Origin of the sequence: Aeromonas sp. 600724, from assembly GCF_049175135.1 — a bacterium.
In the GTDB taxonomy this organism is placed as follows: domain Bacteria; phylum Pseudomonadota; class Gammaproteobacteria; order Enterobacterales; family Aeromonadaceae; genus Aeromonas; species Aeromonas veronii_A.
In genome coordinates this window covers 1-14789 of the sequence record NZ_JAAKUM010000009.1, presented here as the reverse complement: position 1 = coordinate 14789, position 14789 = coordinate 1, and the positions used below count along the sequence as shown (strand labels likewise).

14 protein-coding genes and 1 tRNA gene are annotated in these 14789 nt (G+C 59.5%); 8 read left to right on the top strand and 7 right to left on the bottom strand.

Going from position 1 to position 14789, the window contains the following annotated elements; genetic code table 11:
• Nucleotides 1-38: 38 nt before the first annotated feature.
• From G5168_RS10020 to G5168_RS10005, 4 genes are all read left to right on the top strand, one after another.
• A complete protein-coding gene (locus G5168_RS10020; protein WP_005359180.1) occupies nt 39-1220 on the top strand; it encodes a dicarboxylate/amino acid:cation symporter in 1182 nt (393 codons plus the stop codon).
• A gap of 222 nt (nt 1221-1442) precedes the next feature.
• Nucleotides 1443-1757, top strand: a complete 315-nt coding sequence (locus tag G5168_RS10015) for a DUF134 domain-containing protein (protein WP_005338107.1) — start codon at nt 1443-1445, stop codon at nt 1755-1757.
• Nucleotides 1754-2329 carry a NifB/NifX family molybdenum-iron cluster-binding protein gene (locus G5168_RS10010; protein ID WP_421252154.1) on the top strand — a complete coding sequence of 192 codons (576 nt, stop codon included), beginning with the start codon at nt 1754-1756 and terminating at the stop codon, nt 2327-2329. The genes G5168_RS10015 and G5168_RS10010 overlap by 4 nt, the downstream gene beginning before the upstream one ends.
• Nucleotides 2330-2371: 42 nt before the next feature.
• Nucleotides 2372-2557 carry a hypothetical protein gene (locus G5168_RS10005; RefSeq protein WP_421207999.1) on the top strand — a complete coding sequence of 62 codons (186 nt, stop codon included), beginning with the start codon at nt 2372-2374 and terminating at the stop codon, nt 2555-2557.
• Nucleotides 2558-2720: 163 nt separating this feature from the next.
• Here the strand turns inward: G5168_RS10005 and G5168_RS10000 are convergent, their stop codons facing one another.
• Nucleotides 2721-3845: an HD domain-containing phosphohydrolase gene (locus G5168_RS10000; RefSeq protein WP_216951702.1), complete on the bottom strand. Its 1125-nt coding sequence runs from the start codon at nt 3843-3845 to the stop codon at nt 2721-2723.
• Nucleotides 3846-4138: 293 nt separating this feature from the next.
• On the opposite strand from G5168_RS10000, the gene rimO reads away from it, so the two are divergent.
• Complete coding sequence (rimO, locus tag G5168_RS09995) at nt 4139-5467, top strand: 30S ribosomal protein S12 methylthiotransferase RimO (RefSeq protein ID WP_421252153.1); 1329 nt, start codon at nt 4139-4141, stop codon at nt 5465-5467.
• 163 nt (nt 5468-5630) lie between these two features.
• Nucleotides 5631-6308, top strand: coding sequence for a Crp/Fnr family transcriptional regulator (locus G5168_RS09990; RefSeq protein WP_216951704.1), 678 nt, complete (start codon nt 5631-5633; stop codon nt 6306-6308).
• A 97-nt stretch (nt 6309-6405) separates the two neighbouring features.
• On the opposite strand, the gene tsgA is transcribed toward G5168_RS09990, so the two are convergent.
• From tsgA to G5168_RS09970, 4 genes are all read right to left on the bottom strand, one after another.
• On the bottom strand, nt 6406-7569 hold the full coding sequence (gene tsgA, locus G5168_RS09985; protein ID WP_227340955.1) for an MFS transporter TsgA: 1164 nt from the start codon (nt 7567-7569) through the stop codon (nt 6406-6408).
• Between the two features lie 53 nt (nt 7570-7622).
• Complete coding sequence (gene deoD / locus G5168_RS09980) at nt 7623-8324, bottom strand: purine-nucleoside phosphorylase (protein WP_005303072.1); 702 nt, start codon at nt 8322-8324, stop codon at nt 7623-7625.
• Nucleotides 8325-8642: 318 nt separating this feature from the next.
• The gene (locus G5168_RS09975) at nt 8643-9224 is read right to left on the bottom strand and encodes a DUF1349 domain-containing protein (protein WP_337072706.1); all 582 of its coding nucleotides are present in this window, start codon (nt 9222-9224) and stop codon (nt 8643-8645) included.
• A 365-nt stretch (nt 9225-9589) separates the two neighbouring features.
• Nucleotides 9590-9679, bottom strand: a tRNA-Ser gene (locus tag G5168_RS09970).
• Nucleotides 9680-10070: 391 nt separating this feature from the next.
• Between G5168_RS09970 and G5168_RS09965 the strand changes: the two genes are divergently transcribed.
• Complete coding sequence (locus tag G5168_RS09965) at nt 10071-11027, top strand: L,D-transpeptidase family protein (protein WP_216979181.1); 957 nt, start codon at nt 10071-10073, stop codon at nt 11025-11027.
• Between the two features lie 39 nt (nt 11028-11066).
• Entirely contained in the window at nt 11067-12056 is a 990-nt protein-coding gene (locus G5168_RS09960) for a DUF481 domain-containing protein (RefSeq protein WP_323913161.1), read from the top strand.
• A 66-nt stretch (nt 12057-12122) separates the two neighbouring features.
• Here the strand turns inward: G5168_RS09960 and G5168_RS09955 are convergent, their stop codons facing one another.
• Together G5168_RS09955 and G5168_RS09950 are read right to left on the bottom strand one after the other, a co-directional pair.
• Complete coding sequence (locus tag G5168_RS09955; RefSeq protein ID WP_421222144.1) at nt 12123-13538, bottom strand: SLC13 family permease; 1416 nt, start codon at nt 13536-13538, stop codon at nt 12123-12125.
• A 244-nt stretch (nt 13539-13782) separates the two neighbouring features.
• Nucleotides 13783-14508: a MaoC family dehydratase gene (locus G5168_RS09950; protein WP_204483864.1), complete on the bottom strand. Its 726-nt coding sequence runs from the start codon at nt 14506-14508 to the stop codon at nt 13783-13785.
• Between the last annotated feature and the right edge of the window lie 281 nt (nt 14509-14789).

Sequence of the window (14789 nt, the reverse complement as noted above, 5' to 3'; positions counted from 1 at the left end):
TAACAAAACAGACAATACAACCAACTCCGGATTTCCTTATGAAACTTGTCCTGAAACTCATTGCTGGCATCCTTGCCGGTCTCTTGCTCGGTCTCTACGCCCCTGAGTGGGTGGCGCGCGTGCTGTTTACGGCCAAGACAGTGATAGGTCAGCTGATCACCTTCACAATTCCGCTCATCATTCTGTTCTTCATCATGAGCGGCATCGCCAGCCTGCCGAAAAACTCCGGCAAGCTGCTGGGCAAAACCGTGGCCCTCTCCTACTGCTCTACCATTCTGGCGGGGCTGTTCGCCTTTACCGTGGCGAGCCACCTGATCCCGCAGTTCACCACCGCCGCCGAGCCCACCACGGCCACAGCCATCAAGCTCGCCTCCTATGTCAATCTCGAGATCCCGCCGCTGTTTGGCGTGATGTCGGCACTGGCTGCCGCCTTCGTGTTCGGCATTGGCATCAGCGCCACCCAGGCCACCGATCTGCGCCGTGTCGCCGATCAGGGCCGTGACATCATCGACCGCCTGCTGGCCAAGGTGATCATCCCGCTGCTGCCGTTCTACATCGCCGGTGTCTTTGTCGAGATGACGGTAGAAGGCACCGTATTCGCCACCCTGAAAACCTTCGGCGTGGTGCTGGTGATGGCGATCCTGATGCACTGGATCTGGCTATCCGTGCTGTTCGTGGGTACCGGTCTGGCCCTTGGCCGCTCACCAGCCCAGCTCATCAAGAACATGCTGCCCGCATACTTCACCGCGCTGGGGACCATGTCGAGCGCCGCCACCATTCCGGTCGCGCTGCAGTCGAGCAAGAACAACGGGGTCAGCGACGGCATCGCCAACTTTACCGTACCGCTGTGTGCCACCATTCACCTCTGTGGCTCCACCATTACCCTGGTCACCTGTGCCACCGCGGTGATGTTCCTCTCCGAGCATCTGGCCATTCCGGGCATCGAGACCATGCTCCCCTTCATCATGATGCTGGGGGTGATCATGATCGCAGCCCCGGGCGCACCGGGTGGTGGCGTGATGTCGGCGCTGGGCCTGCTCACCTCCATGCTCGGTTTCGGTGAGGCCTCCATCGCCCTGATGATCGCCCTCTATCTGGCGCAAGACAGCTTCGGCACCGCCTGCAACGTCACCGGTGACGGCGTGATTGCCCTGTGGGCGGATCGCTTCGCCAACGGTAGCGAGAGCGCAGCTCCAGTGGCCGAGGCCGAACAGGCGTAAGCTCGCCGGATAGCCCGACCATCCTCTGCAAAACCGCAGGCCCGAACCATGTTCGGGCCTGATTCGTTTCAGCCACCTTCCCTGCTTTTGTTAGTATTCCTCCTCCCCCTCTTTACCCCCCTCTGCCGTAAACAGCACTGGCGCTACCCTCTGCATCAGATAAAATTATTGGCATATGCCACATATGAGCGTATAAATGGCTTATGCCAATTAGGAGCCACCATGCCAAGACCCAAGATTGCCCGCCAGATCTGTGGCCGCCCCGCCAACAGCTGCTTCAAACCCAACGGCCGCCCCATGCATCAGCTGGAACAGGTCACGCTGGCCCCTGACGAGTTCGAGGCACTGCGCCTCGTCGACCTTCAAGGAATGCAACAGCAGGAGGCCGCCCTGGTGATGGGGGTTTCCCGCCAGACCCTGGCCAATATCCTGAAAAAAGGGCGCTACAAGGTGGTGGAGTGTCTGAGTCTGGGCAAGGCATTGATGATGCAACCCGCCGAGCCCGACCACCCAACCAGTGGAGAAGAGCCGACATGAATGCTGTCACAACCATGACCACCACCCTCTGCAACAGCGCCCTGATGCTGAGTCAGGGGTTGCTGGCTGGCCACTTTACCCGTGCCGAGCAGCTGCAAATTCTTAACCCCGAAGGGAACGTTATCGCCACCCTGCCCAATCCGGCCGCCGCCGAAGGCTGCCACGGCAAGCAAGCGCTGCTCGACGCCCTCGCCCATCATCAGGTGGGTCAGGTGGTGGTGCGCAATATCGGCGAGCGAATGCTGGGGCGCCTGCTGGCGGTCAATATCCGGGTGCTGCAGTGTCGCTCTGCCCGCCTGCCGCTGCCCGCGCTGCTAGCCCCCACCAATTTGCAACCTCTTACCGAGGCAAGTCAGGGCCGTCCGTCTCGTCGTCATCAGAGCAAGGCGACTATCCATGCCATCCAGCCCGTCGGCGCAGGCCACCCCCATTGTCACGGTGGGTGCAACAGTGGTTCCGATCACTGCTGCGCCAGTGGTGGCAATCAGGCAGAGAGCTCACGACAAGGCCATACTTGTTGCCACGGCAGTGAGGGCGCCAACCAGCAGGGCGGTTGCTGCTATCATCACTGATGCCATCGCCGTGCATGTCATCACCATCAGGGAGAAGAGATCATGTCCATCTGGTTATTGAGCCTGCTCGCCTCATTCGTGCTGATCCTGGCTATGGGCTCCATCATCTGGTGGCGCCAATACCAGCTTGCCCAGAAAAGGGAAGATAAAGAGGTGCGCCCCTGTGGCTGCTCCAGCGCTTGCACGGATCACCTCTATCAAATCAGCGAACCGACTCCCAAAAAGTAACCTGAGCGCAAACGCCATAGCCGCAGATACAAGGTCGGCAAAATAAGGGCGCGTGAAATCGAGAAGAGCATAAAAGAGAGGGGGCACCTGCTGGTGCCCCCTCTCTATTTATTCCTCGTCATGCTTGAACCGCCTCTTTCCCCCTTACGCTCATCACACGCGCTCAACCCGGCTCTGCGCCACTGGCCGCCACACCTGATGAACTGGCGGGATCCTGATACTGCTGATAGATGGCATAAAACTCGGCCTTGTTGTGCAGGGCCGCAGCGACACAGGTGGGATCAAACTGGCTGCCGGCATGCTCCTCCAGATAGGCAAACGCCGTCTCGAACGGCCAGGCCTGCTTGTAGGGGCGCTCGCTGGTCAGGGCATCAAAAACATCAGCCACCGTCACGATACGCGCCGCCAGCGGGATCGCCTCCCCCGCCAGGCCCAGCGGATAACCGGTGCCATCAAAACGCTCATGATGGCCTGCGATGATGTTGGTCAGCATATCGGTGTGGTGAATGCCATCGAGGCCAAACTCATTGATCATCAGGCTGATCATCTCTCGCCCCTTGCTGGTGTGAACCTTCATGATCTCGAACTCTTCCGGGGTCAGCTTGCCCGGCTTGAGTAAAATGGCATCCGGCACCGCGATCTTGCCGATGTCGTGCAGCTCGGAGAAGAGGTAGACAAACTCCACCTCCTCGTCGCTCAGCCCGCAAGTCGGGGCCAGCGTCTTGGCGATCAGTCGGGAGTAGGCCGACATCCGATGCAGATGGTTGGCGGTCTCCTCATCCCGATAGCGACTGAACTCCCGTGCCGTGGTCAGCGCGCCGCCGAGGGTCTGAATAGAGAAGAACTCCACCGCAATGATGGCGGACAACATCTGGGCATAGGCCGACAGCTCGCTTTGGATCGACTCATCGAAATAGCCCGGCTCCATGGCATCGCAAAACAGAAAACCAAACAGCTTGCTGTTGAACAACAGCGGCTCGGTATAGCTGGAGGCATAGCCCGCCTCCAGCAGCTTGCGGCTGTGTTCCGACGCGGAACCACGCAGGGCATCGAGATTGCCAAGCACCCGGGGGTGCTTGTGCTCCGCCAGATAGCGCAAGGAGGGAACATCGCTCAGCTTCACCTCATACTGCACCAGCGGCGAGGGCCCCTCGGTGCTGTGGGCGAAGGTCTTGAGCTGATCGGTATGGGGATCGTAAATCGCAATGGCCACCCGACTCAGCTTGTCAAAACGCTCGCGTAGCGTAGCGTGCAGATTCTGCATTCTTTCGCCAAATGAACTTTCCATTGCCTTCTCCACCGGATCACCATGATGGGAGTATAGGGGCACCCGTGACAGGGTTCCCAGCCACAGACCGCGAAATTGACTAATAAGTCAGCAATGCATATTGCCAGCCACAAACCTGTGCAGCAGGGACTGCGCGCCAGTCAGGGCTCCACCATCAGCCGCTATTCGCACGGCCCAATCCTGCCCACTCGGAGATATTGTTAGGTTCTGCCATGCTGGCTGTATAGTTTTTGGTTAACCATTCCGGTAAAATCCGCGCCCTTAAAGAAGAGCCACCTAAGAGTGATTGAGCGATGTCCAACACAAAACAGGCCCCCAAAGTAGGATTCGTCTCCTTGGGTTGCCCCAAAAACCTGGTCGATTCAGAACGCATCCTGACCCAGCTGCGTACCGAAGGGTACGATGTGGTGCCCAGCTATGACGATGCCGAGCTGGTCGTCGTCAACACCTGCGGCTTTATCGACAGCGCGGTGCAAGAGTCGCTGGAAGCGATCGGCGAAGCACTAGCCGAGAACGGCAAGGTGATCGTCACCGGCTGCTTGGGTGCCAAAGAGAACCAGATCCGCGAGATCCACCCCAAGGTGCTCGAGATCACCGGCCCCCACGCCTATGAAGAGGTGCTGGGTCACGTCCACAAATATGTGGAGAAGCCGCAGCACAACCCCTTCACCAGTCTGGTACCGGCCCACGGCGTCAAGCTGACCCCGCGCCACTACGCCTATCTGAAGATTTCCGAAGGCTGCAACCACCGCTGCACCTTCTGCATCATCCCCTCCATGCGCGGGGATTTGGTGAGCCGCCCCATCGGCGACGTGCTGGCCGAAGCCAAGCGTCTGAAAGAGGCCGGCGTGAAGGAGCTGCTGGTGATCTCCCAGGACACCTCCGCCTACGGCGTCGATGTGAAGCACCGCACCGGTTTCTACGACGGCATGCCGGTCAAGACCAGCATGGTCGCCCTGTGCGAAGAGTTGGCCAAGCTCGATATCTGGGTGCGACTGCACTACGTCTACCCCTACCCGCACGTGGATGACGTCATCCCGCTGATGCGTGATGGCAAGATCCTGCCCTACCTCGACATCCCGCTGCAGCACGCCAGCCCGCGCATCCTCAAACTGATGAAGCGCCCGGGTTCGGTCGAGCGCACCCTGGAGCGGATCCAGAAGTGGCGCGAGATCTGCCCGCAGATCACCCTGCGCTCCACCTTTATCGTCGGCTTCCCGGGCGAGACCGAGGAAGATTTCCAGATGCTGCTGGACTTTATCGACAAGGCGGAGCTGGATCGGGTCGGTTGCTTCAAATACAGCCCGGTCGAAGGGGCGCTGGCCAACAAGCTGCCGGATCCGGTACCGGAAGCGATTCAGGAAGAGCGCTTCCAGCGCTTTATGGAGCTGCAACAGCAGGTCTCCATCCGCAAGCTGGCCCGCAAAGTGGGTCAGGAGATGACCGTCATCATCGACGAAGTGGATGAAGAGGGTGCCACTGGCCGCTCCTTCGCCGATGCGCCGGAGATCGATGGTCTGGTCTACCTCAACGGCGAAACCGGCCTCAAGCCGGGCGACATGGTCAAGGTGCGGATCGACGAATCCGACGAGTATGACCTGTGGGCCACCCTGATTAGCTAACCCTTGCTGACCACCGCTCAATGAAAAAGCGCCTTCGGGCGCTTTTTTATGCTTCCAGATTGCACTTCTACACCAGTAAGCCCCACTTTGCGGTACAAAACTGGCATATCCGTATGCAAGGGTGTGTAATAGTCGTTTCTGTTTGGCGACGACTCGAAATCCCATGCAACTCAAACCCCTTCTCAAGGGACGCTTTCAGCCCCACTGGCAGGCCAGTCATGATCTTATCGTGCAGGTAGTGCAATCCTGCATCACGGAGCAGCATCTGATCCCCGAGGGGGAGCCCCTGATGCGTCAGGGGGAGCTATTGCGGGATCTGGTGCTGGTACCGGGCGGCCGCATCGCCATGGGCCACACCGCCATGAATGGCCGCCGCTTTCAGCTCGGCACCCTGGAGTGCGACAACCAGCTGTTTGGCGAGATGGAGTTCTTCACCGGCTACCGCTGCCAGCTCGACATCATCGCCGAGGAGCCGCTGGAAGTGGCCCGCATCGACGGCGAGCAGCTGGAGCAGGCGCTGGTCGCCCACCCCAAGGTGGCGCTCTTCTTTGCCACCGCCATTGCCATCGACTATCAGGACACGGTGGATATCTTCACCTGCCGCATGCTCTACCCCATCAGCTACAACATCGCCCTCGACCTCTATCACAGCCACTGCCACCACAACCCGGTGAGCGGCTTTCGCAAGGGGTATCAGGAGGCGGAACGCTTCGGCACGACCGACCGGGTCTACCGGCGGGCGGTGAAAGAGCTGATGGAGAAGGGTCTGGTGGAGCGCGGCGAAGAGGGATTGCAGATCCGTGATCTGGCGGGGCTCAAGGCCTTTCTGGAGCAGCCATAAGTCGCAGGCCTCAGTTGCCGACTGAGCAGCAACAAGCGGAACAGCAACAAAAAAGAGGGGCGGTTTATACCGCCCCTCTTGCTGTTTACTCCCCCGCTCAGGCGAGACAGGGCTGAGGCCGGGCCATGCGCAGCGAGGCTACCAGCATGGCGAGGATCACGGCGTAGATAAGCGGGATGGCGTACATCACCGCCTGCAAGCCGATCACCTGCTCGAACATGGCGCTGATGGCCGGGCTGAACATGGCCCCCGCGCTGCCGCTGATGAGGATGTAGGAGACGTTCTTGCTCGACGCCTGGCGCACAAACGACACCCCGTAGGCGATAAAGGCGTTGTAGAGCGCCGCGCAGACAAAGCCGTAACCATAGGTGAGGTATGGCAACTGGCTCAGGTTATCGGTGGTAACGATGAGCGCCGTCATCCCCATCGCCAGGGTGATGATCACCAGCAGGAAGGTTCGGATCGCAATGCGGGTCACGATGGCGGTGGAGACCAGTGCGCCGAGCAGGGCAGCCGTCCAGTATTGGGTGATGATATTGCCCGCCTCCTCGAAGGGGATGCCGAACTTGTTCTTCACGAACATGGGCGCCCAGGTGAGGAAGGTGTAGAGCGCCAGCATGCCGAGAAAGAGCCCCAACCCGCCGCTGATGATGCCGAGGTTCCACTCCGAGTGCTCGTTGCCTGCGCTCTCGCCACCCGCCTCGCAGCTGCGGAAGTTGGTCAGCACCGCCACCAGCATGGTCGCCAGCGCCACCACGCCCACCGCCAGATAGCTCCAGCTCCACGCCATGGCGTGAGTCAGGGTGTAGGTGGTGATAAGCGGGAAGACCACCCCGGCCACGTTGAAGGTGGCATCCTGCACCACCAGCATGGTGCTCTGCATCCGCGCCTGCCAGACGCTCACCACCAGCGTCCCTGCAATGCAGAGTCCCACCCCGCCACAAAGGCCGATCACCGTCATGGCAGCCATCACCACATAGAGCGAGCCGGTCAGATGGAGCGAAGCCGCCGCCAGCGCGATCAGGCCGTAGCAGAGCAGGGTCATCCGCTTGAGCCCCACCTTCTCGATAAGGAAGAAGGCGGCAATGGTGCCCGCCAGCGCCCCGCCGTTGAGCAGGGAGAAGATGGAGGCCACATGATTGACGTCGGCGCCGAACTTGGCGGCGATGGGGTCGATCAGCATGCCGAACTGGGTCGCAAAACCGGCCATCACAAAGTTGGCCAGGAAGCTGATGGCAGTGAGGGAGAGCTTATTGTTCATATTGGATCTCTCTTGGGGTCAGGGTGCGTGCAGGGGTGGGCGGACTGCGGCGCTTACAGCGCGGTGTGCAGCGCCAGCTCGATCATCTGGTTGAAGGAGAGTTGCCGCTCTTCTGCGGTAGTCTCTTCACCGGTCAGGCAGTGGTCGGAGACAGTCAGGATGGCGAGCGCCTCGATCCCCTGCTGATGGGCCAGCCCGTAGAGACCGGCCACCTCCATGTCGATGCCGAGCACGCCGAACTTCTCCAGCGCCGGAATGAGGTTTTCGTCCGGATCGTAATAGAGATCGCCGGTGAAAATATTGCCCACCTTGACCGGAATGGCCTTCTCCTGCGCCTTGGTAAACGCCTTGTGCAGCAGGGCGAAGTCGGCCGAGGTGGCCATCTGGTAACCGGCGCTGCGCTTGGCGTTGGTCGGGGAGTCGGTGCCCGCCGCCTGCGCCAGAATGACGTCACGCATCTGCACGTGGCGCTGGGTCGCCCCCAGACTGCCGATGCGGATGATGCGCTTGACGCCGAAGTCATTCACCAGCTCGTGGGCGTAGAGCACCATGGAGGGGATCCCCATGCCGTGGCCCATCACCGAGATGCGCTGGCCGTTGTAGTAGCCGGTGTAGCCCAGCATGTTGCGCACATTGGTCACCTCGCGCGCGTCGGTCAGAAAGGTCTCGGCGATATAGCGGGCCCGCAGCGGGTCTCCCGGCATGATGACGGTCTCGGCGAAATCGCCCGGGTTGGCATTGATATGAGCGGTCATTGTTGTTGTGCTCCAGTTTGACTCGTGTGGATGAGGGCATCCTAGCCCCCGCCCCCTCGCCCCTTGCAGGACAAAAGTCCTGTTGCCCCGATCGAGATCCCAGTTCCGGCAACTTGTTGTCGCTACATCGCATACCGCATGCTTTTCGACGTTGCTTGCCAAGGCTTGCCCATCACAGCCACCCGCCATTCCCGACCTACCGGCATAAAAAAGCGGGAGGGCAACGCCCCTCCCGCTCGATAGACCCTGCAACTGACGCTGCGGGCCGATGGCATTGTTCACTCTGCCGGTTGACACGCAATGCCAGCCATGGGCTGGCTAGCTCAAATCATGCAGTGCCTTGCCAAGGGGCGGCGTGAGGCGCAGATCCGAAAAACGCACCGCCAACCCCTGTCGCTCGGGGGTGCAGCACATCACTCCGATAAAGCAGCGCTCGCCAGGCGGGAACGGAGCGAGCCGCAGCAGTGGCCACACCTCGCCATCGGTGGAGTATTGCAGACGCAGACAATCGGCCAGCCGGGTCAGGCGCAGCCAGAAACGGCGCGGATTGCCGCTGAAAATACCGGTGGCCCAGTCAGATCGCAGATTGGTGAGCACGCTGCCGATCATCGGTTGGGCATCGTTGTACTCTATCCCCGCTTTGAGCCAGTGCGCCTCGTCTTGCAGCAACATCAACCCCGCCTGATCGTAGAGGGTGGTGAACTCCCCTTCGACACAGACCTGAAAGGTAAATTCACCCTCGACCTCACAGCCATAGAGATGCCCACTGTGGCGCTCGAAACCATACCAGGTGCTGCGCCAAAAATCGGTCTGCTTGTCCGTTACCACCAGCAAGCCGTCGCTTGTTTTGTGCCATTCGGCCGGTTCATTGAGCCAGCACCATTCAAGCCCTTCCCTCATCCTCTTTTGCTCCTGTTCTCGCCATGTTTCCCGTTGTCACCGGCCCATAACACTCGGGCGCGCTCATACTATCGCTGGCCATTCGGCCACGAGCCCCAGCTGCGAGCGGCCAGCCAAAGGGACTCCATTGTGTCGCCATCATGACTGGCGAGCAAGCCGTTGGGGCCAACCTTGCAACCGATAGGCGATCGGGCAAGTAAAAGGGGGCCCCTATTGCACGACGATAAGACATCTCGATATGGGCTCGAGTCGACTAACAGGTGGTCGATAGAGGGGACGCTTCAAGCCAGCCAACATCAGATGGCATATCAGGCATCACACGAAACGAAAAAGCCCAAGCAATCTAATTGCTTGGGCTTGGTATGTGGCGGAGAGACAGGGATTCGAACCCTGGGTGGCATTGCTGCCACAATTGATTTCGAGTCAATCCCGTTCGGCCACTCCGGCATCTCTCCGTGGGGAGAGAGTTTTACCCAAGCTGGGCCGAGGATGCAACATAAATTTCTTATATATCAAATGGCTGAATCAGCTATCTGAGAGCAGGCTCACAATGCTTCACGCACGGCCTGCGTTGCGAGGCCACTCTTGTATGGCTCTGTATCCACCCGCTCGCACACCCGGCCATTATCCACGTCGTGATATTCCCCCATTGCCATGAGGCGCCTCTTTTTCCTGCTTGGCACTCAAATTTATGGGTGATGCCGATTTTGGCTGGTTTCCTATGTATCCCCAAATCATTGCGGGTGCGCGGCAAGCTGGTAATCATGGGCTGATTGAGGAACAATCGCGCCATCCTGGCGGCTGTGTTGATGATGTTCCGCCCCGATTGAACTGATGGATCTCCTTATGCGATTGCCGAAACTCATACCCCTCTCCATAACGCCCGCCCTTTCCCTGCTGCTGGCAGCGATCCTGCTCTGCGCCACGCCGGCAGAGGCCAAACGCTACCCGCTGCCACCTGCCGGGAGTCGCCTAATCGGTGAGCTGGAGGATTACATCATCCAGCAGAATGAACATCTGGAGCTGGTTGGCAAAAATACACAAATTGGATTTTTGGCGCTGCTTGAAGCAAATCCGGGTGTAGACCCCTATTTACCCAAGCCGGGCACCCGCTTGACGCTGCCCACCCAGATGCTGCTGCCTGATGTGCCTCGCGAGGGGATCGTCATCAATCTGCCCGAACTGCGCCTCTACTACTTCCCCAAAGGGAAGAACGAGGTCATCGTGCTGCCCATCGGGATTGGCGATATCGGCCGCGAAACACCCGAGATGACCACCACCGTCATCGAGAAGAATCCCAACCCGACCTGGGTTCCCGGCCCCATGGTGCGCAAATCCTGGCTGGAGCAAAAAGGGATCACCCTGCCCGCCGTGGTGCCCCCCGGCCCGGAGAATCCCCTCGGCAAGTTCGCCATGCGCCTTGGCTATGGCAAGCGCGACTACCTGATCCACGGCACCAACAAGGATTTTGGCGTTGGCCTGCGGGTAAGTGCAGGCTGCATCCGGCTGCGACCTGACGATATTGAGGCCCTGTTCAAGATTGTGCCGATCGGCACGCCGGTGCGGGTCATCAATCAACCGGTCAAGGTCGCCATCGAACCGGATGGTAGGCGCTGGCTGGAGGTGCACTCCCCGCTCTCCCGCACCGAAGAGGAGCTTGAAAATGGCGCCCCGCTGGTGCTATCTCCGGCCATAGAGAGCTTTATCAGTGCACCTGACGTGATGCAGGATGAGGTGACGGCGGCGCTGGAGAGCAAAAATGGCCTGCCCCGCCCCATCAGCAGCCAACTTGTCAGTGGTTAAGTCACCAGCGCCCGAGTCGCACCGGAGTCACCTTACCTCATGAAATTCCTGCCCCTCCTGCTCCTGTTGGTCTGTCACTCCTTGTGGGCCAAGGACATTCTCTGGATGAACAATGGCGATCGTCTGACCGGCAACATCGAGGAGGTGACCGAACAGTCGGTGCGCATCGCCCTTCCCTACAGCGGCGCAGTCACCGTCCAGCGAGAGGCCATCAAACGCTGGCGTATCGATAAAGAGGACAAACCCAAGGCGACGGCAAAGGGTGGGCTCAAGCTGTTCGAGGATGACCAGGATGAACGCAACGCCTGGCTCTGGACCGGCAGCGGCGATCTCAATGTCAAACTCAAACAGAATGACAAGCAGACCAACAACGTCAACCTCAAGTGGAAAAGCGAGCTGGCCAATCTGGACTGGCGTTACAGCTTCTCCGGTGAATACACCTATGAGACCGCTGACAACGTCACCGACAGCCATGATTATCAGCTCAACCCTACGCTGGACTACTTCTTCAACCAGCAGTGGTTCTTGCGTACCTCACTCGATGCCGAATATGACATGCTGGATAAAGATCGCTATCTCTACATGGACTATGGCTCGGGGCCTGGCTATCGCTTTTGGAACGACAAGCGCCGCCGACTGGAGCTGATGGCCCAAGGGGGGCTAAGTCGGCTCTACTTCCGTGAAGATAGCAAGATCACCGGCGTTTTTCTGGGTGAACGGGTCATAGACTACCCCTTCGCTGGCCTGAACTGGGATTATCGCCAACCTTTCTCCCTCTGGCAGGAGAAAATGGAACTGTTCAGCCAGGGGCGCTATCTGAAATATCTGGCACAACCCTCCCCCTATGTCACCCGTAATCAGGACCTGAAAGGCAGCATAGGGTTGCGCTACTACTTCAATGACCATCTGCGCCTCTCCTGGTCGAGTGAGCTGAATTGGGAAGATGCTGACATCCTTGTCGACACAGGCAGCCCGGAACCCCGCGAGAGCGAATTAAGACACCTGCTCAGCCTTGGCGTCAGTTTCTAGCCCCGGATCCCCAACACGCAAAGAGGAGCCAATTCGGCTCCTCTTTGCTTTAGGCAGACAGGCTCGCTAGATCAGCCCCCAGGCGGCAATCTGGTAGATCCATACCATCGCCAGCAGGGTGCCGACCAACCCCATGATGACGCCGATGCGCACCATCTGGTGACTCTCCACCAGACCGGTGGCGTGGGCCAGCGCATTGGGCGGGGTACTGATGGGCAGCGACATCCCGAGCGAAACCGAAATGGTGACCGCCAGGATCAAGGTGTGGCTGCCGCCCCACTCGGCCAGCTCCGGCATGCTGACCGCCAGTGCCGCCACCAGTGGCAGCAACAGATTGGCGGTTGCGGTGTTGGACATGAAGTTGGCCATCACCACTGCCAGCAGACAGGCACCAATCAGCACCGCCAGCGTGGAGTATTCGTGGAACGGAATGTGGGTGATGAGCCGCTCGGCCAACCCGGAGTCCTCCAGCGCCAGCCCCAGCGCGATACCACCCGAGACCAGCCAGAGCACATCGAGGGAGATCTTGTGCAGATCGTCCTTGGTGATGATGCCGGTGGTCAGGAACACTGCCACCGGGATCATGGCGACCACGTAGGAGCTCATGCCGTGCAGATCCCCCAGCAGCCAGAGTACTATGGTGGTGATAAAGGTGAGGTAGACCACCCAGGCGCGGGGGGTCTGCATAAAGCGCCCCTCAATCTTGAGATCCATCCGCTTGAGGGAACTCGGGAAGAAGCGCCCCAGCAGGAACCAGCCAAGCAGCAACAGCAACACCACAAAGGGCACCGCAAATCCCATCCACTGACCGAACGAGATGGCATGCTCGCCGGTCAGGTATTTGAGGGCCACTGCGTTGGGCGGAGTACCGATGGGAGTGCCGATCCCGCCGAGGTTGGCCGCCAGCGGAATGGCCAGCACAAAGCCGACTTTGGCCGGGTCCTTGTCGGGAAATGCCGCCAGCACAGGGGTAAGGATGGCCAGCATCATGGCGGTGGTGGCGGTATTGCTCATAAACATGGAGAAGGTGGCGGTGATCAACATCAGCCCCAGCATGACGATCCGGGGATCCTGACCAAACGGGCGCAGCAACACCCGCGCCAGATTGACGTCCAGATGGTATTTGGTCGCCGCAATGGCGAGGAAAAAACCGCCGAGAAACAGCATGATGACCGGCGAGGCAAAGGTCGCCATCACCTCGGTGGACTTGAGCAGCTCACCAAACCCCGGTTCGGCCTTGTCGGCAGTCATGAACCAGAGCCCCTTGTCGGAGAGCAACAGCAGCTCCAGCACGATGATCAGCACCGAGGTGGCGAAGATAGGGATGGGCTCCAGGATCCAGCAGAGGGCGGCCAGCACGAAAATAGCCACGACCCGCTGCTCGATGACGGTGATCCCCTCCAGCGGGATCCAGTGGGTCGGGATCAGCAGGATGGCGAGGCTCAGCAGCAGTGGCAGAATAATCTTGTTATTGATGGGCACTATTGTCTCCAGGATCGGGAGTAAGAAGCCAATAGTGGCATAACATGCTATCGCCTCACGCGGCCAACTCGCCAAAATGAGAGCTGGCTAACTGCACGGCGCACCGTTTTGTGAGTCATATCAAGCTGGGGTCGGCGCGCGATGGCTGACGCCTCAGACCTTGCAACAAACAGGCAAAAAAACGGGCCCGCTGTTCGTTGCACACGACAGCGGGCCCGTTTCACCATTCATACCGATGAGGGGCTCAGAAGTAGATGCGGGTCACCGACTCGATGACGCAACCCGGGCGACGGATCCCTTCGATCTCCACCTTGATCTCTTTGAGCAGCTCCAGCCCACCCTTGATGGGGGTGACCCGGGCCAGCTTGGTGCGGGCGCGGATGTTGCTGTCCACCTTGATGGGGTACGGGAAACGTACCTGATCCAGCCCGAAGTTCACCACCATGCGGGCGGTCGGGAACTCGGGGGTGGCCTCATCGACCGAGCCGGTCAACTGCGGCAGCAGCGCCAGGGTCAGGAAGCCGTGGGCGATGGTGGTCTTGAAAGGCGACTCGGCGGCCGCGCGCTCCGGATCGGTGTGGATCCACTGATGATCCCCGGTCACGGCAGCAAACTGATCGATCATCTGCTGGCTGACGTGCAGCCACTCGCCCACATGGGTCTCTTCACCAATGCGAGCCTGCAGGGCGGCATAGAGCTCGGCAGCCTCGGCTCCCAGCTCCACAGCGGGTTCCTGAGCCACGGCAGGCTGACCGTTGGCCACCCGTGCCACGGTTGCTGCATCCTGTTGCTGCTCGCTCTGGGTCTCGGTTTGCAAGTCCAGTACACGACCCAGCAAAGGGTGAAGATGTGCCTTTTGCTGAAACTCACGCCAGTAGTCGCGGATCGCCGGTGAGAGCCAATCCTTGAGCTCAAAGGGGTGCTGCGCCAAAATTTCGCGCTTGCGCTTCAGAAAATCGACAACTTTCATGTTTCGATCCCTATGTGATTCATTGCCTGTAAAGAGGTCTAACCAGTCCTATTTTATTAAAGTTTCAGCTGTAAGTGCAAAAAAATCTCGGCGTACACCTGTACCAAGGCGGAAGTAACTACTTACACCATGTAAACCAGCACGATCTGCCAATGAGGAAATCGATTGCCAAAGATGCCGCCAGCAGGGGAAATTCGCGGGGCTCATGTCTAGTCCTGAAATAGGTTTACACATTTTCAACTAGCATTTTTCTACTCAGAACCCCCTATGTACCGCATCGG